Origin of the sequence: Longivirga aurantiaca, from assembly GCF_042660085.1 — a bacterium.
Classification (GTDB): Bacteria; Actinomycetota; Actinomycetes; order S36-B12; family CAIYMF01; genus Longivirga; species Longivirga aurantiaca.
The window spans coordinates 1,935,387-1,955,835 of sequence record NZ_JBHSTI010000008.1; the positions used below are offsets into that span (position 1 = coordinate 1,935,387).

Below are 20,449 nucleotides of genomic sequence, written 5' to 3' on the forward strand. Positions count from 1 at the left end.
CGGGGGCCTGCCCGTTCGTGCCGCCCGGGGCGGGCCGCTTAGAGTGACCGCGTGTTCCGCCGCAAGAGCTCCGACACCGAGGTGCCGGCGCCCGCCTCCGAGACCTCGTCCGCCGCCCAGGGCAAGGGCGCGCCCACGCCTACCCGCAAGGAGGCCGAGGCCGCCCGCAAGGCGCGGCTCAACGGCACCACGGGCAACGCCAAGGCCGACAAGAAGGCGGCCCGCGAGGCCGACCGTCAGGCCCGCTACGAGGCCCGCCTGGCCCTGCAGGCCGGCGACGAGCGCAGGCTCCCCGCCCGCGACGCCGGACCGGTGAAGTCCTATGTCCGCGACTTCGTCGACGGCCGCATCAGCGCCGGCGAGCTCTTCATCCCGGTGGCCCTCGTGGTCCTGGTGGCCGGCTTCATCCGCATCCAATGGGTGCAGGTCGTGCTGCTGTGGGCGTGGTCGGCGATGCTCCTCGGCGTCATCCTCGACTCGTTCTACCTCTGGTTCCGCCTGCGCAAGAACCTCCCGGAGCGCTTCCCCGACGAGTCGCGCCGCGGCGCACTGTCGTACGGCATCCTGCGCAGCCTGCAGATCCGCAAGCTCCGCCTGCCCCCGCCCAAGGTGCGCTACAACGGCCAGCCCGTGGTGCCCAAGGTCAAGAAGCAGAAGTAGGCGAGATCGCGGCGGTCCGCTGCCGCGCATAGGGTCGGGGGATGCAGCACCGACGTCTTGGCCGCAGCGGCCTCAAGGTCAGCGAGATCTCCTACGGCAACTGGATCACCCACGGGTCCCAGGTCGAGGAGGACGCCGCCCTCGCCTGCGTGAACGCCGCGCTCGAGGTCGGCATCACCACCTTCGACACCGCCGACGTGTACGCCGGCACCAAGGCCGAGTCGGTGCTCGGCAAGGCCCTGGCCGGCCAGCGCCGCGAGGGCCTCGAGATCTTCACGAAGGTCTACTGGCCGACCGGCCCCGGCGTGAACGACCGCGGGCTGTCGCGCAAGCACATCCTCGAGAGCATCAACGGCTCGCTGCGCCGCCTCGGCACCGACTACGTCGACCTCTACCAGGCGCACAGGTACGACCACGAGACGCCGCTCGAGGAGACCATGCGCGCGTTCGAGGACGTCGTCCGGTCCGGCAAGGCGCTGTACGTCGGCGTCTCGGAGTGGGACGCCGAGCAGATCCGTCGCGCGGTCGAGATCGCCGACCAGATGGGCTTCGACAGGCTCGTGTCGAACCAGCCGCAGTACTCCATGCTGTGGCGCGTCATCGAGGCCGAGGTCGTGCCGACGAGCCAGGAGCTCGGGCTCGGGCAGGTCGTCTGGAGCCCCATCGCGCAGGGCGTGCTCACGGGCAAGTACCTCCCCGGTCAGCCCGCCCCCGAGGGCTCGCGCGCCACCGACCCGACGAGCGGACACTTCACCGAGCGCCTGCGCACCGACGAGATCCTCACCCGGGTGCAGAAGCTGAAGCCGCTCGCCGAGCAGGCCGGCCTGTCGATGGCCCAGCTCGCGGTCGCGTGGGTCCTGCAGAACGACAACGTGTCCTCGGCCATCATCGGCGCGAGCCGCCCCGAGCAGGTCGTCGAGAACGTCAGGGCCGCGGGCGTCGTGCTCGAGCCCGAGCTGCTCGACGCGATCGACATCGTGCTCGGCGACGTCGTCCAGACCGACCCGCGCCTCACCGTCTCCCCCAACCCCCGGGCGTGACGGACATGGGCGACACCGACTGGACCTGGCGCTACGAGAGCGCCGCGGGCGACCTCGTCTCCCTCACCCCGGCCGACACCGTCGACGGCTTCCCCAGCCAGGCCGACGCCGAGACCTGGATCGGCGAGGAATGGGCGCGCCTGCTCGAGGCGGGCGTGGACGCCGTCACCCTGCTCGAGGGCGACCGCGTCGTCTACGGCCCGATGAGCCTGCACCCCGCCACCTGACCCCGTCACACGTGATGGGAAGGATTCCGGCGATCGTGGATGCCGGGGTCAGGCTGCGGCGGCGACCAGGGTGCCGCTGTACATGCCCATGACGCAGGCGAAGTCGTAGCGCTCGCCCGCCGCGAGCGGCGGCAGCGTCACGACGTTCGGCCCCGTCCTCAGGTTCGTCCGCCACTCCCAGCTCACACCGCGCATGTACGCCGCGCAGCTGAGGTCGGACACCGAGGTGATCTCCCACCGGATCGGCACGCCCGGCGCGACGACCGTGGTCGCCGGGACGTAGCCGCGCGTGGTCTGCTCCATCGTCACGGTCTGCGTGCCGGCCCCGACGACGACGTTCGGGGTGATCGCCGTCGGCACGTCCGACCGACCCTGGGTCCAGCCGAGCAGGCCCGCGGCCCCCTGGGCGTTGACCAGCGCGAAGGCGACGAGGAGCGCCCCCGTGATCGCGAGGACCTGCTGACGGACCTTCGCCGAGCCGAGGCGCGGGAGCCCGGCGACGGCGAGGAGCCCCGGTGCGGTGCCGATCGCGAACACCGCCATCGTCACGCCCGCGGTGAGCGCGGATCCCGTGGTCATCGCGTAGAGCTGGATGGCCTGGGTGAAGCCGCACGGGAGGAAGAACGTGAGGGCCCCGAGCACCGCGGTGCGCGTGTCGGAGTAGGGCAGACCCGACCGCTCCTCGATGCCCAGCCGACGGCCGAGGGACGGCGGAAGCGACGGCGACCAGGCGGCGAGCCGCGGCGAGATCCGCAGCAGCCGGAGCCCGAGCACGGCCATCACGAGCGCCACCGCGAGGGTGAGCACCGCCTGCGCCTTCTCGGGCAGGCCGAGCTGCGCGCCGATCGCGCCGAGGGCGGCGCCGAGCACCGCGAAGCCGACGATCCGGCCGCCCTGGAAGACCAGGTGCGGGCGGAGGCTGCCGCGCGTCGGCCGGCCGTCCTCGTAGGTGACCGACGCCGCGTGCGACGCCGACACCGCGAGCACGAGGCCCCCGACGAGCGCCATGCAGGTCGAGACGCCGGCGGCGAGGCCCACCAGCAGCACGACCAGGAGGCTCCCGGACGACGTGGACGTGGACTCCGCCACGAGGTCGGGCACGCCGAAGAAGGCCAGGAGGACCGCCCCGACGGCGACGAGGGCGACGGCGACGACCGCCTCGCGCCAGACGGTGACGTCGTCGCTGATCCACGGCTCGCGGCCGACGCGGTAGCCGGCCTTCTCCACCGCGGCCGACACGCGCGCATCGAGGTCCGGCGCTGCGGCGCCGTCCGCCACGGTCAGCACGGCGGTCCCGCGACGCACCGACACCTCGGCGTCCAGCACCCCCGGGACGCGGCGCAGGGCCTTGGTCACCCGGGTCTCGCAGGCGCGGCAGGTCATGCCGGCGACCGGCACGCGCACCTCGTGCGCGCTCGTCGTCGAGCCGGCCATGCCACCTCCTGCGCCTCGGACCCGGGCCCATCATGAGCCCCGGAACCGCGCGGCGCGAGGCAACCGCGCCCCGCCGGGCGTGGACCTTTGACGGCGGGCACCGCCGCGTGGTCGAGTACACCCGCCCCCTACGGTGGGGGTCACAACTGAACACCCGCGCCTGACGTCCAGGGGAAGCCGGTCCGAATCCGGCGCTGAACCCGCAACCGTAGGTGGTCGACCCGTTGAGGACGGGAGCGGCCGCGAGCCGGAGCACCTGGCGGGCGCGAGATCGGCTCACATCCGTCGAGGTCTACGGAACGAGCCCGGACCGTCCCCCTGGTCCGACCTCTCGCCCCTCGCGCCCGGTCCTCACGGACCACGGCTCGAGGGGTTTTTCGTCGTACGGGGAGCAGTCCGGACCACTTGGTTCGTGCCCGCTCCACCGAAAGGACCCCCGTGGTCACGCTCTCCCCCGGACGCGCTCCGGCCGTACGTCGCTCGCTCGCCGGCCTGCTGGCCGCCGCCACGGTCATCGCCTCCGCCGCGCTCGGCGCCGCGCCGGCCTCGGCCGCCGAACCGGTCCAGGTGGGGCTGTTCGGCACGCAGGACCCGACCTACGACGGCGTCTTCCGCCAGTCGCTCTCGCTGCTCGCCTTCGTGTCAGCAGGCGAGGAGCCCCCGGCCGAGGCGGTCGCCTGGCTGCTCGACCAGCAGTGCGCCGACGGCGGCTTCCAGGCCTACCGCTCGGACACCTCGGCGCCGTGCACCGAGTCCGACCCGGTGAACTACGTCGGCGAGGACTCCAACTCCACCGCGCTGGCCTCGGCAGCGCTCACCGTGCTCGGTGAGCTCGACGCGGCGGACGCGGCCCTCGGCTGGCTCGAGTCCGCCCAGAACGCCGACGGCGGCTTCCCTTACTTCCTCGGCGGCACCTCCGACGTGAACTCCACCGCGATCGCGCTGCTCGCGACCAACGCCGTCGGCCTGTCGCCCAGCCAGGTCACCAACGGCTCGGCGTCGGCCGCCGACTACCTCACCTCCCTGCAGGTCGGCTGCCCCGGCGCGGCCACCGACGAGGACGGCGGGTTCGCGTACGCCGACTTCTCGGCCGGCACCGCGAACGACTCCGCCACTGTGCAGGCGGCGCTCGCGATCACGGGCGCTGCGCTGCCGTTCGTGGCCGACCCGCCGTCGCTCGACATCCCGCGCGCCGACTGCCCGGCACCCGCCGCGGCCCCGGCCGCCACCACCGAGGCACCGGCCGCTGCGGCCGCTGCGGTCGACCTGACGCCGGCCGAGCTCGCGGGCGGCTACATCGCGCGCACGCTCACGGCGTACGACAACGCGATCCCCGAGCTCGACTTCGGCACCGGCCTGCGCAAGCCCGGCACGGTGTCGGCCGGGGACACGGCCTGGGCCGTGCTCGCGCTCTCGGCCATCGGCGTCGGCGGCGACCAGCGCGACGCCGCCCTCGACGTGCTGCTCGGCCAGGTCGGCGGCGGGTCCGCCCGCAAGGCCGCGGCCGCCTCGGTCTCGGACGAGGCACCGGGCCTGCTCGCCCTCGCGGCGCTGGCCGTGGTGTCCGCCGACGGCAGCCAGGCCACCGTCGAGGGCCTGGTGGCCCGGGTCGGCGCGACGATGCGCACCGCACCGGCGTCGTCCAGCCCGACGCCGTCGCCGACCGGCAGCACCGAGCCGACCCCGTCACCCACCGACGCCGGTGGCCTCGCCCCCTCGGGTGCCTCGCCGCTCACGCCGGGCCTCGCCGGGTCGGGTGCTCTGCTGGTCCTGCTCGGTGCCGCAGCGCTGCTGGTGTCACGCCGCCAGGGGTCGCACGCATGACCGCCGCACGCCGGGGCACGGCGACCGCCCGCGCGGTCGCCGTCCTCGGCGTGCTCGGATCCACCCTGCTCGCCCTGCTCGTGGCCGCTGCCGTGACGGCACCGGCCGCCGAGGCGGCGTCGTACCGGTACTGGACCTACTGGTGGGGCCAGCCCGGAGCGACGTCGTGGACCTTCGCCCAGCTCGGTCCGGCCAGCGACCGGCCGAAGGACGGCGCCGTGATCGGGTGGCGCTTCGCCGTCACCACCGAGAGCGGCGGCAAGAAGTCGCCCCGCGCCGCGCTGCCGTTCGCATCGCTGTGCCCGCAGCTCACCTCGGCGCCCGACGGCCAGAAGCGCGTGGCGGTGGTGGTCGACTACGGCTCGACGTCGGACGCGCCCCCCGGCGAGCAACCGCCCGGCGGAGGAACCGTGCGCGTCGAGTGCGTGACCGCGGCGTCGAACGCCAACGCGGTCACCGTGCTGACGACGGCCGGGGTGTCGCTGCGCGTCGGCGGCAACGGGCTGGTCTGCGGCATCGACGGCTACCCGCGCACCGAGTGCGCGGCGGTCGTCGCCGACCCGACGCCGACCCCCACGCGCACGAGCGCCAAGCCCACGCCGAAGCCGACCACCGCGCGTCCGACGAGCTCGTCTGCCGAGCCGGCGACCACGGCCGAGGTGCCGGCGGCTCCTGCAGGTGGCACCCCGACCACGCCCGCGGGCGAGACGACGACCCCGGGCGCGTCGGCGTCGAGCGCTTCGGCGTCGAGCACGAGCGCCGCCCCCACCGCGCAGGAGACGGCCGACGGATCGGAGGCACCGCTGCCGGCGAGCTCCGGTGCTCCGGTGGCGTCCGGCACCGAGGCCCCCGCGGGCGGCAGCCCGCTCGGACCGATCGCGGGTGCAGCCCTGGTCGCGGTCGTCGGCGCCGGCGCCTGGTGGACCGCGCGCGGGAGGCGGTCGTGACGCGTCCCGCCCACCGCCTCGGCGGCAGCGCCCTGCCGCGCTGGACCCATCCGGTCGCCTGGTGGGTCTGGGCGCTCGGCCTCGCGACCGCCGTCAGCCGCACGACCAACCCGCTCCTGCTCGCGCTCGTCGTCGCCGTCGCCGGCTGGGTGGTGGCGCGGCGGCGTCCGGACGCTCCCTGGGCACGGTCGTACGCCGTGTTCCTGCGCCTCGGCCTGCTCGTGATCGCGATCCGCGTCGCGTTCACCGTGGTGCTCGGCTCGGGCTCCGGCACCACGGTGCTGGTGACGCTGCCCGAGATCCCGCTGCCCGACTGGTTCGCCGGCGTCAGCCTCGGCGGCCCCGTCACCCTCGAGGAGCTGCTGGCCGCCGTGTACCAGGGGATGGTGCTGGCCGCGCTGCTCGCGTGCGTCGGGGCGGCGAACTCGCTCGCCTCTCCCGCGCGCCTGCTCGCCTCGGTGCCGGCCGCGCTCTACGAGGTGGGCGTCGCCGTCGTCGTCGCGATGACGTTCGCACCGCAGCTCGTGCAGGACGTCGGCCGCGTCCGCACGGCGCGCCGGCTGCGCGGCCGACCCGACCGAGGTGTGCGTGCGCTCGCCGGCTCGGTGATGCCGGTGCTCGAGGGCGCGCTCGAGCGCGCGGTCGACCTGGCCGCAGCCATGGACTCGCGCGGCTACGGCCGCACCGGGACGCAGTCGCCGGCGCTGCGCCGCACGTCGGGCGCGCTGCTGCTCCTCGGCCTGGTCGGCATGTGCCTCGGCGTCTACGCGCTGCTCGACACGGGCGCAGCCGGCACCCTCGGCCTTCCGCTGCTGGTGCTCGGCGTCGCGGCGGGGACGGTCGGCGTGCTGCTCGCCGGACGCCGCAGCATCCGCACCCGCTACCGGCCCGACCCGTGGGCGCTGCCCGAGTGGATCGTGGCCGCCACCGGCGTGATCGTCGCTGCCGTCCTCGTCGCCGTCTCGATCACCGACCCGATGGTGCTCGTCGGGCCGGTCTCGCCGCCCGCGTGGCCCGCCCTCCCCCTCGTGCCGGTCGCCGCGATCCTCCTGGCCGCGCTCCCGGGCCTCGTCACACCGCCGCCGCCCGGCATGATGGCGATCGCGTCGTTGCCGGTCCGCACGGACCGCCAGGCGGAGGGGGTGGCCGCGTGATCCGCTTCGAGGACGTCACCGTCACCTACGACGGCGCCTCCGCTCCGGTGCTGAGCAACGTCGACCTGCACATCCCCGAGGGGGAGCTGGTCCTGGTCGTCGGCCGCACCGGCACCGGGAAGTCGACGCTGCTGCGCTGCGTCAACGGGCTCGTGCCGCACTTCACCGGCGGCACCCTGCGCGGACGCGTCACCGTCGCCGGACGCGACACGCGCACCCACCCGCCTCGGGAGCTCGCCGACGTCGTCGGCGTCGTACCGCAGGACCCGCTCTCGGGGTTCGTCACGGACATCGTCGAGGACGAGCTCGCCTACGGCATGGAGTCGATCGGCCTCGCACCCGACGTCATGCGCCGTCGCGTCGAGGAGACCCTCGACCTGCTGGGCCTCAACGACCTGCGCAACCGGGCGCTGCGCTCGCTGTCCGGCGGCCAGCGCCAGCGCGTGGCCATCGGCGCGGTGCTCACCATGCACCCGCGCGTGCTGGTGCTCGACGAGCCGACGTCCGCGCTCGATCCCGGTGCGGCCGAAGAGGTGCTGGCTGCGCTGCAGCGGCTCGTGCACGACCTCGGCGTCACCGTGCTGCTGGCCGAGCACCGGCTCGAGCGCGTGGTGCAGTACGCCGACCGCGTCGTCGTCGTGCCCGGCGCGGGCGAGCCGCTCGTGGTCGGGACGCCGGCCGAGGTCATGGCGACCGCACCCGTGGCACCGCCGGTGGTCGAGCTCGGCCGCCTCGCGGGCTGGTCTCCGCTGCCGCTCTCGGTGCGCGACGCCCGCCGCGCCGCCGGACCGCTCCGCGAGCGCCTCGAGCCGCTCGTCGCCGAGGCGGCCCTGCGCTCGCGGCAGTCGCTGCACGTCGTGTCCGGCGACCCGGCGGTGTCGGCTCGCGACGTCGTCGTACGCCACGGTGCGATCGCCGCGCTGCGCGGCGTCACCGTCGCCGCCGACCGTGGCGAGATCGTGGCGGTGATGGGGCGCAACGGCGCGGGCAAGTCGACGCTGCTCTCGACGTTCGTCGGCCTGCACACCCCCACCAGCGGCAGCGCGACCGTCGGCGGATCGGTCGCCTCCACGCTGCGCGGGCGCGACCTCGTGAGCCGCGTCGGGCTCGTGCCGCAGGAGCCCACCGACGTGCTGGTCGCCGACCGTGTGGCCGACGAGTGCACGTCGGCCGACCGCGACGCCGGTGCGGCGCCCGGGACCGCGCGCGCCCTGCTCGACCGGCTCGCGCCCGGCGTGCACGACGACACGCACCCCCGCGACCTGAGCGAGGGCCAGCGCCTCGCGCTGGCGCTCGCGGTCGTGCTCGCGGCGCAGCCCCCGGTGCTGCTGCTCGACGAGCCCACCCGCGGCCTCGACTACCCGGCCAAGCAGAGGCTCGTCGCCACGCTGCGCGAGCTCGCCGCGGCCGGGCACTGCGTGATCCTCGCGACGCACGACGTCGAGCTCGCCGCCGAGGTGGCCACGCGCGTCGTCGTCCTCGCCGAGGGCGAGGTGGTCGCAGACGGCCCCGCCACCGAGGTCGTGGTCGGGTCGCCCATGTTCGCGCCGCAGGTGAGCAAGGTGCTGTCGCCGCAGCCGTGGCTCACCGTCGCCGAGGTCGCAGCCGCCCTCGTGGTGGCGTCGTGACGGCCACCGCGCTCCCGCCCCGCGACGACGTCCGCGTGGTCCATGTCGGCAGACCGGCTGCCGTCCGCATCGGCCGCCGCTCGCTCGCCGCGATGGTCCTGGCCAGCGCGGTCGGCATCGTCGCCTTCGCCTGGCCGCTGATGGCACCCGCCGGCTCGTCGATCGTGGCGCATGCCGCCGACGCCCCCTGGCTCTTCGCCGCGATGCTTCCGCTCGTGCTCGCGGTCGTCCTCGCCGAGGTCGCCGACGGCGGCCTGGACGCCAAGGGCATCGCGCTGCTCGGGGTGCTGTCGGCCGCCGCTGCCGCGCTCCGGCCGTTCGGCAGCGGGCACGCCGGCTTCGAGCCGATGTGGATCGTGCTGGTGCTCGGCGGCCGCGCGCTCGGCCCCGGCTTCGGCTTCTGCCTCGGCGCCGTGGGGATGTTCGCCTCCGCGATGGTGACGGGCGGCGTCGGGCCATGGCTGCCGTTCCAGATGGTCGGCGCGGCCTGGGTGGGACTCGGCGCGGGCCTGCTGCCGCGGGCCGGCGGACGGCGCGAGCTCGGGCTGCTCGCGGCGTACGCCTTCGTCGCCGCGATCGCCTACGGCTTCCTGCTCAACCTGTGGTTCTGGCCGTTCATCACCGCCGACCAGGGGTTCCCGGCCGGGCTGTCGTACGTGCCGGGCGGCACGTTCACCGAGAACCTGCAGCACTGGATGCTGTTCAACCTCACCACGTCGCTCGGCTTCGACATCCCGCGCGCGGTGCTGACCGTGGTGCTCGTGCTGGTGGCCGGTCGGCCGGTGCTGACCGCCCTGCGGCGGGCGTCGAGGCGCGCGGCGTTCGAGGTGCCGGTGCGGTTCGAGGACGTGCGCTGATGCGGGCGCTGGTCCTCGGCACCGGATCGGCGGACGGCTGGCCGAACCCGTTCTGCGAGTGCGCCTCCTGCACCTGGGCGCGCACGAGCGGATCGGTGCGCACGACCACCTCGGTGCTCGTCGACGACGTGCTCCTGCTCGACTTCGGCCCGGACACCCCTCGCCAGGCCTCGCGCGCCGGACGCAGCCTCGCCGGCCTCGCCGCCGTCCTCGTGACCCACGCGCACCACGACCACCTCGACCCGGCCGCACTGCTCGCCCGGTCGTGGGCGGGGCCTGCGTCGTCGCTCCGCGTGGTGGGCCCGCCGTCGGTCGTCGACGCGTGCGAGCACTGGATCGGCCCGCACGACACCGTGGCGCTCACCGCCGTCGCGCCGGGCGACGTCCTCGACCTCGACGGCTACGCGGTCCGCGTGCTCGCTGCGGCGCACGACGTCGGCGCCGACGCCCTCACCCGCGACGCCGTCCTCTACGACGTGACCGCGCCCGACGGGTCGCGGCTGCTCTACGCGACCGACACCGGGCCCCTGCCCGACGCGACCGTCGCGGCGCTGGCCGGCTCGGCGCTCGACCTGCTGCTGGTCGAGCAGACCTTCGGCACCTACCTCGACCACGGCACCGGCCACCTCGACCTCGCGACGCTTCCCGGCGAGCTGCGCCGGCTGCGCGAGGTGGGCGCCCTCACCGACGCGACCGACGTCGTGGCCGTGCACCTCAGCCACCACAACCCGCCGGGGCCCGAGCTCGCGCGGGTGCTCGCGCCGTGGGGCGTGCGGACCGTCGACGACCTGACCGAGATCGAGGTGGGTGCGGTGCCGGACGCAGCGACGGCGATGCTCCCGCGGCGCACCCTGCTGCTCGGGGGTGCCCGCTCGGGCAAGTCGCACGAGGCCGAGCGGATGTTCGCCGCGACGGCCGACGTCGAGTACGTCGCCACCGGCGGATCGCGCGACGGCGACGACGAGTGGGCCGCGCGCGTGGCGCTGCACCGGGAGCGCCGCCCGGCGTCGTGGACGACCACGGAGACGCTCGACGTCGCGAAGCTCCTGCTCTCCCCGGGCCCGCCCGTGCTGCTGGACTGCCTCTCGCTCTGGCTCGCGGGCGTCCTCGACGCCTCGGGCGTCTGGGCGTCCGAGCCGGGCACGGCCGGGCGCGCGGCCGCGCTGGCCGAGGTGGAGCGCGAGGTCGCGGCGCTGGTCGACGCGGTCCGACGTACGACGCGCACGCTCGTGCTCGTGTCGAACGAGGTCGGCAGCGGCGTCGTGCCCGAGCACGAGTCGGGCCGCCTCTACCGCGACGCGCTCGGACGCCTCAACGCCCGCGTCGCCTCGGAGTGCGACGCTGTGTCCCTCGTCGTCGCAGGGACCGTCCTGCCCCTCAAGCCCGGAAGCAGCGCAGCAGCACCGTGACCGTCGACCTCGACGCCCTCGTCGCACGCATCGACCTGCCCGACGACGACGCACGCGCCGCCGCGGCCGAGCGGCAGTCGCGGCTGACCAAGCCGACGGGCGCGCTCGGGCGGCTCGAGGAGCTCTCGCTCTGGCTCTGCGCGGCGCAGGGCGTGTGCCCGCCTCGACCGCTCGAGCGCGTGCGCGTCATCGTGCTCGCGGGCGACCACGGGATCGCGCGCACCGCGGGCACCAGCGCCTACCCGCCCGAGGTCACCGCCCAGATGGTGCTCAACTTCCTCGCCGGCGGCGCGGCCGTGAACGTGCTCGCGCGGCAGAACGGCGCCACCGTCCGAGTCGTCGACGTCGCGGTCGACGTCGACTGGACCGAGCTCGGCGCATCGGTGCCGGACGACGTCGTGCGCGACAAGGTGCGCAGGGGCAGCGGCTCGATCGACCGCGAGGACGCGATGACGCGCGAGGAGGCCGAGGCGGCCTTCGCGCTCGGCGTGCGCATCGCCGACGACGAGGTCGATGCGGGCGCGGATCTCCTCATCCCCGGCGACATGGGCATCGGCAACACCACTCCGGCGGCGGTGATCACCGGGCTCTACACGAACCAGGACGCGGCGTCGGTCGTCGGTCGCGGCACCGGCATCGACGACGCGACGTGGATGCGCAAGACCGCGGCGGTGCGCGACGCCATGCGCCGCGGGCGGGCGGTGAAGGGCGACCCGATGGCGCTGCTGACCACCGTCGGGGGCGCCGACATCGCAGCCATGACGGGGCTGCTGCTGGGCGCGGCGGCACGGCGTACGCCGGTGCTGCTCGACGGCGTGGTGTCGTGCGCGGCGGCCCTCGTGGCGCAGCGGGTCTCGTTCCGCGCGCGCGAGTGGTGGCTCGCCGGGCACCGGTCGACCGAGCCGTCGGCGGCCGCGGCGCTCGACCGGCTGCGGCTCGAGCCGATCGTCGACTACGGCCTGCGCCTCGGCGAGGGAACCGGCGCGTTGGTGGCGCTGCCCGTCCTCGTCGCGGCGGGCGCGACCCTGCGCGAGATGGCGACCTTCGACGAGGCCGGCGTCTCGGACCGGGAGGCCTGATGCCCGACTCCGTGCGCCTCGCCCTCGGCACCTTCACGATCCTGCGCGTCCCGCCGCCGCGGGTGGTCGACCGGCGCACCGCCCGCGACGCGATGCTGCTCGCACCGCTCGTCGGCGCGCTGCTGGCGCTGGTCGGCGCGGTGGTGATCCTCGCCGTACGGCTCTCGCCGCTCGGCCACCGCACGCACATCGTGGTCACGCTGGTCGCGGCGACGCTGGCGATCATCACGCTCGCGGTCCTCACCCGCGGCCTGCACCTCGACGGTCTCGCCGACACCGCCGACGGCCTGGGGGTGAAGGGCGACGACGACGGCGCCCGCGAGCGGCGACTCGCCGTGATGCGCCAGCCCGACATCGGGGCGTTCGGCGCGATCACCCTGGTGCTGGTGCTCGTCGTGCAGATCCTGGCGCTCACCGCGTGCGACCTCGCGGGCCGCGGGACCGTGAGCCTCGTGCTCGCTTGCGTGGTCGCCCGGCTCGCGATCGTGTGGGCGTGCACGCCGCTCGCCCGCTCGGCCCGGCCCGACGGGCTCGGCGCGGCGGTGGCGGGCTCCGTGCCGTACGCCGCCGCGGCGCTGCTCACGGCCGCCGTCCTGGCCGTCGCCGTCCTGCTCGGCCTCGGCGACGACGACGGCGGTCGCCGGCTCGCCGCCGCCCTCGTGATCGGCACTGCGGTCGGCCTGCTCGCCGGCTACCTCGTCGTCCGCCGGGCCCAGGCCCGCTTCGGCGGCATCACCGGCGACGTCCTCGGCGCCACCGCCGAGCTCACCTTCACCGCCGTGCTCCTCTCGCTCGCCCTCCTCCCCTGACCGCGCCCCTCGCCGCCGACTCCTGGGGTGCGCTGTCCGCATCGTGAGAAGCAACCCCCTGCTGTGGTCGGGATCACGCCGGTCGACGGGTCGTCGTGGCGGAGGTCACGCCAGGTGAGGCAAGGGCACCCTTACCTTCTTGCCAGAATGTCCCCATGACTGCGACCACCGACGACCTGCGCGAGTTCGAGCTCGAGTTCGGCGCCGAGCAGCCTGCTGCTCCGGCCGCCCCCGCCGTCCCGGCGTACCTGTCCTCCGCTGCCCGCCGTCGGGCCGCCGACGCCGAGACCGGCGACGGCTTCTTCCGCGGCATGTACGCCCTGATCGTGGCCGGCATGGTGGTCTCGATGGCCACCTTCGCGTTCGTGGCCTACGACAACTCGGTCGCGCAGACCGGCGGCCAGACCTCGGTCAGCGCCACGCCGTAGTCGGCCTGACCCCCCACGACCGAGCGTCGCGCACGCATCGACAGGCGCCTCCCCGCCAGGGGACGGCGCCTGTCGCGCATCCCGGGCCGTGCCGGGTGCTCGGTCAGCGGGTGGAGCGGTCGACGAACGGCGGCGTGGCGACGGCGAACCGCGACGCCCGGCCGCGGACGTCGACCAGCACCTCGTCGCCGTCGGCGAGACCGGCCGAGGTGTCGAGCAGGGCGAGCGCGATGCCCACCTTCAGGGTCGGGGAGAACGTGCCCGACGTGATCTCGCCGAGCGGCGCGCCGTCGACGGTCGAGACGGCCATGTGCGGGCGCGGGATGCCGCGCTCGAGCGACACCAGCCCGACGGAGCGACGGGCGGGACCCGCCTCCTTCTCGGCCACGAGCGCGTCGCGGCCGTGGAACGCCGGCTTCTTCCAGCCCACCGCCCAGCCAGCACGGGCCTGCACGGGGCTGATCGCGAGCGACAGGTCCTGGCCGTGCAGCGGGTAGCCCATCTCGGTGCGCAGGGTGTCGCGCGCGCCGAGGCCGCACGCGCGGATGTCGTCGCCGGCCCCCGCCGCGAGGATCGCGTCCCAGACGGCGCCCGCGGCCGCCCACGGCACGACGAGCTCGTAGCCGTGCTCGCCGGTGTAGCCGGTGCGGCACACGAGGAGGTCGGTGCCGTCGAGCGTGGCCGGCAGGAACGCCATGTACTCGAGGTCGGACGGCAGGCCGAGCGCGTCGAGGAGCGCAGCCGAGCGCGGCCCCTGGACGGCGAGCACGCCGTGCTCGTGGTGCAGGTTGGTCACCGTGACGCCCTCGGGCGCCGCGGCGGCGAGGATCCGCACGACCTCGGCGGTGTTGGAGGCGTTCGGGATGAGGAAGACGTCGTCCGGGCCGTGCAGGTAGGCGATGAGGTCGTCGACGACGCCGCCAGCCTCGTCGCACAGCAGGGTGTACTGCGCCTTGCCGGGCCCGATCCGGTCGAGGCTGTTGGTCAGCACCGAGTCGAGGAACGCCGCCGCGCCGGGCCCGGTCACCGAGGCCTTGCCCAGGTGCGAGACGTCGAAGACGCCGACCCGCTCGCGCACCGCGGTGTGCTCGGCGACGACCCCGCCGCCGGCGTACTCGAGAGGCATCGACCACCCGCCGAAGTCGCCCAGCTTCGCGCCCAGCGCGAGGTGGCGGTCGTGCAGCGGGGACAGCAGCGGCGTGGAGGCGTCGGTCACGCCCCGCACCGTATCGGCCGCGGGCCGTGTCCGCCTCAGGCAGCACGGGGCACGGCCGTCCCGGGCGACGGGTCAACCCGCCCGTCTCCCGGTAGGTTCAGGGCAGACCTCGACCACGGGAGCGCACTGTGACCACCCTTGCCCTGAACTCCGCCGACATCGCGACCATCGCGGGCGACGTCCTCGTCGTCGCGACCGTGCCCGCTGGCGGCCGCAAGAAGGGCGCCGTCCTCGCCGGCCCCGCCGCCGGCCTGAAGGCCGCCCCCAAGCGCAAGCTCGAGGAGGCCCTCGCGGCCCTCGGCGCCACGGGCAAGGCGGGCGACGTCGTCCGCGTGCCCGGCGCCGGGATCTCCGCCGCCCCCGTCGTCGTCGCGGTCGGCCTCGGCGCCGGGCCGTGGAACGACGAGGCGCTGCGCCGCGCCGCCGGCAACGCCGTCCGCTCGGTCGCCGGCAGCAAGCGCGCGGTGCTCGCGCTGCCCGTCGAGACCGCCGCCGGCCTCGACGCCGTCGCCCAGGGCGCCCTCCTCGGCGCCTACTCGTTCGACTCCTTCCGCGTCGACTCCAAGGCCGCGCAGAAGGCCCCGGTCACCCGCATCACGCTCGCCGTCGCCGACGCCAAGGACGCGTCCACCGTCGCGGCCGTCGCCCGGGCCAAGGCCATCGCCGGCGCGGTGATCCTCGCCCGCGACCTCGTCAACACCCCGGCCGGCGACCTTCCCCCGGCGGCCCTCGTCGCCGCTGCGGCCGATGCGGTCGACGGCCTCTCGGTCGAGGTCGAGGTGCTCGACGAGAAGGCCCTCGCCGCAGGCGGGTACGGCGGCATCCTCGGCGTCGGCAAGGGCTCGGCCAACCCGCCGCGGCTCGCCCGGCTCGCCTACCGCCCCGAGGGCGCGACCGCGCACCTCGCGCTCGTCGGCAAGGGCATCACATTCGACACCGGCGGCATCTCGATCAAGCCCTCGCTCAACATGCACGAGATGAAGGGCGACATGGGCGGCGCCGCCGCCACCGCGGCCGCCGTCGTCGCGATCGCGAAGCTCGGCCTGCCCGTCAACGTCACCGGCTACCTCTGCGTGGCCGAGAACATGCCGAGCGGCAAGGCCCAGCGCCCCGGCGACGTCATCCGCGCCTATGGCGGCAAGACCGTCGAGGTCATGGACACCGACGCCGAGGGCCGCCTCGTGCTCATGGACGGCCTCGTCCGCGCGCAGGAGGACAAGCCCGACGTCATCGTCGACATCGCCACGCTCACCGGCGCGGCCGTCGTCGCCCTCGGCTCGCGCACCTTCGGGATCATGTCCAACGACGACGACCTCCGCGAGGCCGTGCACGACGCCTCGAAGCGGGCCGGCGAGGCCGCCTGGCCGATGCCGTTCCCGGAGGAGCTGCGCGCCAACCTCGACAGCTCGGTCGCCGACATCATGAACATCCCGCTGGTGGGCCGCCCCCACGGCGGCATGATGACGGGCGGCATCTTCCTGGCCGAGTTCATCAAGGACGGGCAGCGCTGGGCGCACCTCGACATCGCGGGCCCGTCGTACAACGCAGGCGGCCCGCACGGCTACACCCCGAAGGGCGGCACGGGCGCTGCCGTCCGCACCCTGGTGCAGCTCGCCGAGGACATCGCAGATGGTGCCGTCTGACGACGACAACGCAGTCGACGGCGCCGTCTGACGGCCCGGTCATCCGCACGACCGTTCGACCGTTCGACCGCAGGGCATCGGAGCCCCGTCCCGGCAGCAGCCGGGGCGGGGCTCCTCCTTTCCAGGGAGGACCCATGACGACGCAGCGGTTCCTCGTGCTGCACGGGCTCACCAACCGCCGCCCGGAGGGCCACTGGGAGCGCCGGCTCGCGGCCGCCCTGCGCCTGGCCGGGCACGTGGTGGTCTACCCCCAGCTGCCCGACACCGACTCCCCCGACCTCACGACCTGGCTCGACCTCCTCGACGCCGAGCTCGCCATCCTCGACGAGGCGGGCGACGGCCCGCTGACCGTCGTCGGGCACTCGCTCGGCGCGGTCGCCTGGCTGCACGCCGTGGCGCGCGGCCTCGCCGTCCGTCCGGCCCGGGTGCTGCTCGTGGCACCCGCCGGCCACTCGGCCCTTGCCGACGCCGCGCCCGCCTTCGCGCTGCGCCCTGCGGACGGCAGCCCGACCGCCGAGCAGGTGGCGGCGTCCGCGGGCAGCACCCTTCTGGTGTGGAGCGGCGACGACGCGTGGTGCGACGAGGGGGTCGACGTCGTCTTCGGCGAGCCCCTCGGCATCCCGGTGGTGCTCGTGCCGGGCGGCGGCCACCTCGCCCTCGGCGACGGGTACGGCGAGTGGCCGGACGTGATCGCGTGGGCCGAGAGCGGCGCGGCCGCCTGGCCTACCCGCGGGTAGCCGAGAGGTTCGCCGAGGGCGCATCACCCGCGGTCACGTGCGGCCACGGCAGGTGGAAGGATGGGCCGACGCCCGTCACCTCGGGCCTCTGACCGCTGCACCTGATCACACGCACCTATGAGGAGCGCCCGTGTCCGGGACCTCGTTCGACCTCGTCATCCTCGGCGGCGGCAGCGGCGGCTACGCCGCTGCGCTGCGCGGCGCCCAGCTCGGCCTCTCGGTGGCTCTCATCGAGAAGGACAAGCTCGGCGGCACCTGCCTGCACTGGGGCTGCATCCCGACCAAGGCGCTGCTGCACGCGGCCGAGGTCGCCGACTCGGCCAAGGAGTCCGAGGCGTACGGCGTCAAGGCCACCTTCGAGGGCATCGACATCGAGAAGGTCTACGGCTACCGCGACGGCGTGATCGCCCGCCTCTACAAGGGGCTGCAGGGGCTGGTGAAGAGCCGCGACATCATCCTCGTCGAGGGCACCGGCACGCTGACCTCGCCGACCACGGTCGACGTCGCCGGCACCACCTACACCGCGACCAGGGCCGTCATCCTCGCCACGGGGTCCTACGCCCGTTCGCTGCCCGGCCTCGAGATCGGCGGCCGCGTGATCACGTCGTTCGAGGCGCTCAGCCTCGACTACGTGCCGCAGTCCGCGATCGTGCTCGGCGGCGGCGTGATCGGCGTCGAGTTCGCGAGCGTCTGGAAGTCCTTCGGCGCCGACGTCACCATCGTCGAGGCGCTCCCCCGCCTCGTGCCGAACGAGGACGAGGCCTGCTCCAAGGCCCTCGACCGTGCGTTCCGCAAGCGGGGCATCAAGGCCAAGACCGGGGTGCGCTTCTCCGGCGTCACCCAGGACGAGTCGAGCGTCACCGTCACCCTCGAGAGCGGCGAGAGCCTCACGGCCGACGTCCTGCTCGTCGCGGTCGGCCGCGGCCCGCAGACCGCCAACTGCGGCTACGAGGCCGTCGGCGTCGCGATGGACCGCGGCTTCGTGCTGACCAACGAGCGCCTGCAGACCAACGTCCCGGGCGTGTACGCCGTCGGCGACATCGTCCCCGGCCTGCAGCTCGCGCACCGCGGCTTCCAGCAGGGCATCTTCGTGGCCGAGGAGATCGCCGGGCTCAGCCCCCGCGTCATCGACGAGGCCGGGATCCCGCGCGTGACCTACTGCGAGCCCGAGGTCGCCTCGGTCGGCCTCACCCAGGCCCAGGCCACGGAGAAGTTCGGCGAGGGCAACGTCGAGGCCTACGAGTACAACCTCGGCGGCAACGGCAAGAGCCAGATCCTCGGCACCACCGGCTTCATCAAGCTCGTCCGCGAGAAGGACGGCCCCGTGGTCGGCGTGCACATGGTCGGCGCCCGCGTCGGCGAGCTCGTCGGCGAGGGCCAGCTCGTCGTCAACTGGGAGGCCTACCCCGAGGACGTCGCCGCCCTCGTGCACGCGCACCCCACCCAGAACGAGGCGTTCGGCGAGGCCTTCCTCGCGCTCGCCGGCAAGCCGTTGCACGCGCACTCCTGACACACCCCCCGTCGCGCGCCAGGATCTGACGCGCGGCAGTGCTGCCCGAACGTCCCCGCACCGAAGGAGTCACGCAGGCCATGTCGGTCTCCGTCACGTTGCCCCAGCTCGGCGAGAGCGTCACCGAGGGCACGGTCACCCGCTGGCTCAAGCAGGTCGGTGACACCGTCCAGGCCGACGAGCCGCTGGTGGAGGTGTCGACCGACAAGGTCGACACCGAGATCCCGGCACCGGCCTCGGGCGTCCTGCTCGCGATCACGGCGGGCGAGGACGAGGTCGTCGCCGTCGGCGGCGAGCTCGGAGTCATCGGTGCTGCCGACGAGGCCGGCGCTGCTGCCCCCGTCGAGGCGCCCGCTGCCCCGGCACCTGTCGTCGAGGCGCCCGCCGCACCCGTGGCCGAGCCCGTCGCCGCGCCGGTCGCCGAGGCGCCCGCTGCTCCGGCCGCTGCCCCCGCTGCCGCGCCGTCGGGCGCCGGCACCCCCGTCGTGCTGCCCGCCCTCGGCGAGAGCGTCACCGAGGGCACCGTCACCCGCTGGCTCAAGGCCGTCGGCGACTCCGTCGCGGTCGACGAGCCGCTGGTCGAGGTCTCGACCGACAAGGTCGACACCGAGATCCCGTCGCCGGTCGCGGGCACGCTGCTCGAGATCACCGTCGGCGAGGACGCCGTCGTGCAGGTCGGCGGCACGCTCGGGGTCGTCGGCGTCGCCGGCGCGGCTCCGGCCGCCGCCCCGGCACCGGCCGCGCCCGCCCCCGTCGCTGCCCCGGCACCCTCCGCAGCCGTCGAGGCCCCCTCGACCCCGGCACCGGCCGCGCCCGTCGCAGCACCCGCTGCTCCCCCGGCACCCGCACCTGCAGCCGCTCCGCCTGTCGCGGCTGCGCCCGCTGCCGCGGCCGACACCTACGTGACGCCGCTCGTGCGCAAGCTCGCCTCCGACAACGGAGTCGACCTCGCGTCGGTCACCGGCACCGGCGTCGGCGGCCGCATCCGCAAGCAGGACGTCCTCGCCGCTGCAGAGGCCGCCAAGGCCGCCGCCGCGACCCCCGCGCCTGCCGCCGCCCCCGCTACGGCCGCTGCTCCCGTCGTCGCGGCGTCCCCGCTGCGCGGGCGCACCGAGCCGATGACCCGCCTGCGCAAGGTCATCGCCGAGCGCATGGTCGAGTCGCTGCACGTCTCGGCGCAGCTCACCTCCGTGGTCGAGGTCGACGTCACCCGCATCGCGCAGCTGCGCGGCAAGGTGAAGAAGCAGTTCGAGGCCACCGAGGGCGTCAAGCTCTCGTTCCTGCCGTTCTTCGCCAAGGCCGCCGTCGAGGCGCTCAAGCAGTACCCCCAGGTCAACGCGTCGATCGACCAGGCCGCCGGCACCGTCACCTACCACGACGGCGAGCACCTGGGTATCGCGGTCGACACCGAGCGCGGCCTGCTCGTGCCGGTGATCCGCGACGCGGGCGACCTCAACATCGCGGGCATCTCGCGCAAGATCTCCGACCTCGCCGAGCGCACCCGCACCAACAAGGTGAGCCCGGACGAGCTCTCGGGCGGCACGTTCACGCTGACCAACACCGGCAGCCGCGGCGCGCTGTTCGACACGCCGATCATCAACCAGCCGCAGGTCGCGATCCTCGGCACGGGCGCGGTCGTCAAGCGCCCGGTCGTCGTGACCGACGAGACCGGCAGCGACTCGATCGCCGTCCGCTCGATGGTCTACCTGGCGCTGACCTACGACCACCGGATCGTGGACGGCGCCGACGCCGCCCGCTTCCTCGTGGCCATGAAGCAGCGCCTCGAGGACGCCAACTTCGAGGCCGAGCTCGGCCTGTAGCCCCCCAGCGCGTACGACGGCCCACGC

The 20,449-nt window shown here is 74.8% G+C and carries 18 protein-coding genes; 16 read left to right on the plus strand and 2 right to left on the minus strand.

Translation table 11 applies throughout. The features are described 5' to 3' along the window. Positions 1-51 precede the first annotated feature (51 nt). Genes ACFQGU_RS13185 through ACFQGU_RS13195 form a run of 3 tightly spaced genes read left to right on the plus strand, consistent with a single transcriptional unit; the run spans position 52 to position 1,927 of the window. Entirely contained in the window at positions 52-660 is a 609-nt protein-coding gene (locus ACFQGU_RS13185) for a DUF3043 domain-containing protein (RefSeq protein ID WP_386767392.1), read from the plus strand. 41 nt (positions 661-701) lie between these two features. Continuing rightward, the gene (locus ACFQGU_RS13190; protein ID WP_386767394.1) at positions 702-1,700 is read left to right on the plus strand and encodes an aldo/keto reductase family protein; all 999 of its coding nucleotides are present in this window, start codon (positions 702-704) and stop codon (positions 1,698-1,700) included. A 5-nt stretch (positions 1,701-1,705) separates the two neighbouring features. Further along, positions 1,706-1,927, plus strand: a complete 222-nt coding sequence (locus ACFQGU_RS13195) for a hypothetical protein (RefSeq protein WP_386768289.1) — start codon at positions 1,706-1,708, stop codon at positions 1,925-1,927. Between the two features lie 48 nt (positions 1,928-1,975). Here the strand turns inward: ACFQGU_RS13195 and ACFQGU_RS13200 are convergent, their stop codons facing one another. Further along, entirely contained in the window at positions 1,976-3,361 is a 1,386-nt protein-coding gene (locus tag ACFQGU_RS13200; RefSeq protein ID WP_386767395.1) for an urease accessory protein UreH domain-containing protein, read from the minus strand. Positions 3,362-3,799: 438 nt separating this feature from the next. Here ACFQGU_RS13200 and ACFQGU_RS13205 point away from each other — a divergent pair, with 438 nt between their 5' ends. The 9 genes from ACFQGU_RS13205 (at position 3,800) to ACFQGU_RS13245 (ending at position 13,496) form a co-directional block, all read left to right on the plus strand. Further along, positions 3,800-5,185, plus strand: a complete 1,386-nt coding sequence (locus ACFQGU_RS13205) for a prenyltransferase/squalene oxidase repeat-containing protein (RefSeq protein WP_386767397.1) — start codon at positions 3,800-3,802, stop codon at positions 5,183-5,185. Beyond that, positions 5,182-6,132 (plus strand): SCO2322 family protein, encoded by a 951-nt coding sequence (locus ACFQGU_RS13210; RefSeq protein WP_386767399.1) that lies wholly within the window; start codon positions 5,182-5,184, stop codon positions 6,130-6,132. Before ACFQGU_RS13205 ends, ACFQGU_RS13210 begins: the two co-directional genes overlap by 4 nt. Beyond that, positions 6,129-7,286, plus strand: coding sequence for an energy-coupling factor transporter transmembrane component T (locus ACFQGU_RS13215; protein WP_386767401.1), 1,158 nt, complete (start codon positions 6,129-6,131; stop codon positions 7,284-7,286). The genes ACFQGU_RS13210 and ACFQGU_RS13215 overlap by 4 nt, the downstream gene beginning before the upstream one ends. After that, complete coding sequence (locus tag ACFQGU_RS13220) at positions 7,283-8,914, plus strand: ABC transporter ATP-binding protein (protein ID WP_386767403.1); 1,632 nt, start codon at positions 7,283-7,285, stop codon at positions 8,912-8,914. The genes ACFQGU_RS13215 and ACFQGU_RS13220 overlap by 4 nt, the downstream gene beginning before the upstream one ends. A 92-nt stretch (positions 8,915-9,006) precedes the next feature. Next, positions 9,007-9,771 carry an ECF transporter S component gene (locus ACFQGU_RS13225; RefSeq protein WP_386768291.1) on the plus strand — a complete coding sequence of 255 codons (765 nt, stop codon included), beginning with the start codon at positions 9,007-9,009 and terminating at the stop codon, positions 9,769-9,771. Further along, positions 9,771-11,180 carry a bifunctional adenosylcobinamide kinase/adenosylcobinamide-phosphate guanylyltransferase gene (locus tag ACFQGU_RS13230; protein ID WP_386767405.1) on the plus strand — a complete coding sequence of 470 codons (1,410 nt, stop codon included), beginning with the start codon at positions 9,771-9,773 and terminating at the stop codon, positions 11,178-11,180. Before ACFQGU_RS13225 ends, ACFQGU_RS13230 begins: the two co-directional genes overlap by 1 nt. After that, on the plus strand, positions 11,177-12,259 hold the full coding sequence (gene cobT / locus ACFQGU_RS13235; protein WP_386767407.1) for a nicotinate-nucleotide--dimethylbenzimidazole phosphoribosyltransferase: 1,083 nt from the start codon (positions 11,177-11,179) through the stop codon (positions 12,257-12,259). The genes ACFQGU_RS13230 and cobT overlap by 4 nt, the downstream gene beginning before the upstream one ends. Next, complete coding sequence (locus tag ACFQGU_RS13240; RefSeq protein ID WP_386767409.1) at positions 12,259-13,068, plus strand: adenosylcobinamide-GDP ribazoletransferase; 810 nt, start codon at positions 12,259-12,261, stop codon at positions 13,066-13,068. Before cobT ends, ACFQGU_RS13240 begins: the two co-directional genes overlap by 1 nt. Before the next feature lie 155 nt (positions 13,069-13,223). Further along, on the plus strand, positions 13,224-13,496 hold the full coding sequence (locus ACFQGU_RS13245; RefSeq protein ID WP_386767411.1) for a hypothetical protein: 273 nt from the start codon (positions 13,224-13,226) through the stop codon (positions 13,494-13,496). A gap of 103 nt (positions 13,497-13,599) precedes the next feature. On the opposite strand, the gene gcvT is transcribed toward ACFQGU_RS13245, so the two are convergent. Next, entirely contained in the window at positions 13,600-14,712 is a 1,113-nt protein-coding gene (gene gcvT, locus ACFQGU_RS13250) for a glycine cleavage system aminomethyltransferase GcvT (RefSeq protein ID WP_386767412.1), read from the minus strand. A 128-nt stretch (positions 14,713-14,840) separates the two neighbouring features. Between gcvT and ACFQGU_RS13255 the strand changes: the two genes are divergently transcribed. The 4 genes from ACFQGU_RS13255 to sucB all read left to right on the plus strand — a co-directional run bounded on the left by ACFQGU_RS13255 (position 14,841) and on the right by sucB (position 20,422). Beyond that, positions 14,841-16,355 (plus strand): leucyl aminopeptidase, encoded by a 1,515-nt coding sequence (locus ACFQGU_RS13255; RefSeq protein WP_386767414.1) that lies wholly within the window; start codon positions 14,841-14,843, stop codon positions 16,353-16,355. A 134-nt stretch (positions 16,356-16,489) separates the two neighbouring features. Continuing rightward, positions 16,490-17,092 carry an RBBP9/YdeN family alpha/beta hydrolase gene (locus ACFQGU_RS13260; RefSeq protein ID WP_386767416.1) on the plus strand — a complete coding sequence of 201 codons (603 nt, stop codon included), beginning with the start codon at positions 16,490-16,492 and terminating at the stop codon, positions 17,090-17,092. A 130-nt stretch (positions 17,093-17,222) separates the two neighbouring features. Continuing rightward, positions 17,223-18,602 carry a dihydrolipoyl dehydrogenase gene (lpdA, locus tag ACFQGU_RS13265; protein ID WP_386767418.1) on the plus strand — a complete coding sequence of 460 codons (1,380 nt, stop codon included), beginning with the start codon at positions 17,223-17,225 and terminating at the stop codon, positions 18,600-18,602. An 80-nt stretch (positions 18,603-18,682) separates the two neighbouring features. Then, positions 18,683-20,422: a 2-oxoglutarate dehydrogenase, E2 component, dihydrolipoamide succinyltransferase gene (gene sucB, locus ACFQGU_RS13270; protein WP_386767419.1), complete on the plus strand. Its 1,740-nt coding sequence runs from the start codon at positions 18,683-18,685 to the stop codon at positions 20,420-20,422. Positions 20,423-20,449: the final 27 nt, after the last annotated feature.

Bases quoted from the DNA above. Each gene is read 5' to 3' on its own strand.
- ACFQGU_RS13225 (WP_386768291.1), top strand. From the start codon at position 9,007: ATGGTCCTGGCCAGCGCGGTCGGCATCGTCGCCTTCGCCTGGCCGCTG.
- ACFQGU_RS13195 (WP_386768289.1), top strand. From the start codon at position 1,706: ATGGGCGACACCGACTGGACCTGGCGCTACGAGAGCGCCGCGGGCGAC.
- ACFQGU_RS13190 (WP_386767394.1), top strand. From the start codon at position 702: ATGCAGCACCGACGTCTTGGCCGCAGCGGCCTCAAGGTCAGCGAGATC.
- ACFQGU_RS13210 (WP_386767399.1), top strand. From the start codon at position 5,182: ATGACCGCCGCACGCCGGGGCACGGCGACCGCCCGCGCGGTCGCCGTC.
- ACFQGU_RS13245 (WP_386767411.1), top strand. From the start codon at position 13,224: ATGACTGCGACCACCGACGACCTGCGCGAGTTCGAGCTCGAGTTCGGC.
- sucB (WP_386767419.1), top strand. From the start codon at position 18,683: ATGTCGGTCTCCGTCACGTTGCCCCAGCTCGGCGAGAGCGTCACCGAG.
- ACFQGU_RS13200 (WP_386767395.1), bottom strand. From the start codon at position 3,361: ATGGCCGGCTCGACGACGAGCGCGCACGAGGTGCGCGTGCCGGTCGCC.
- ACFQGU_RS13260 (WP_386767416.1), top strand. From the start codon at position 16,490: ATGACGACGCAGCGGTTCCTCGTGCTGCACGGGCTCACCAACCGCCGC.
- ACFQGU_RS13240 (WP_386767409.1), top strand. From the start codon at position 12,259: ATGCCCGACTCCGTGCGCCTCGCCCTCGGCACCTTCACGATCCTGCGC.
- ACFQGU_RS13230 (WP_386767405.1), top strand. From the start codon at position 9,771: ATGCGGGCGCTGGTCCTCGGCACCGGATCGGCGGACGGCTGGCCGAAC.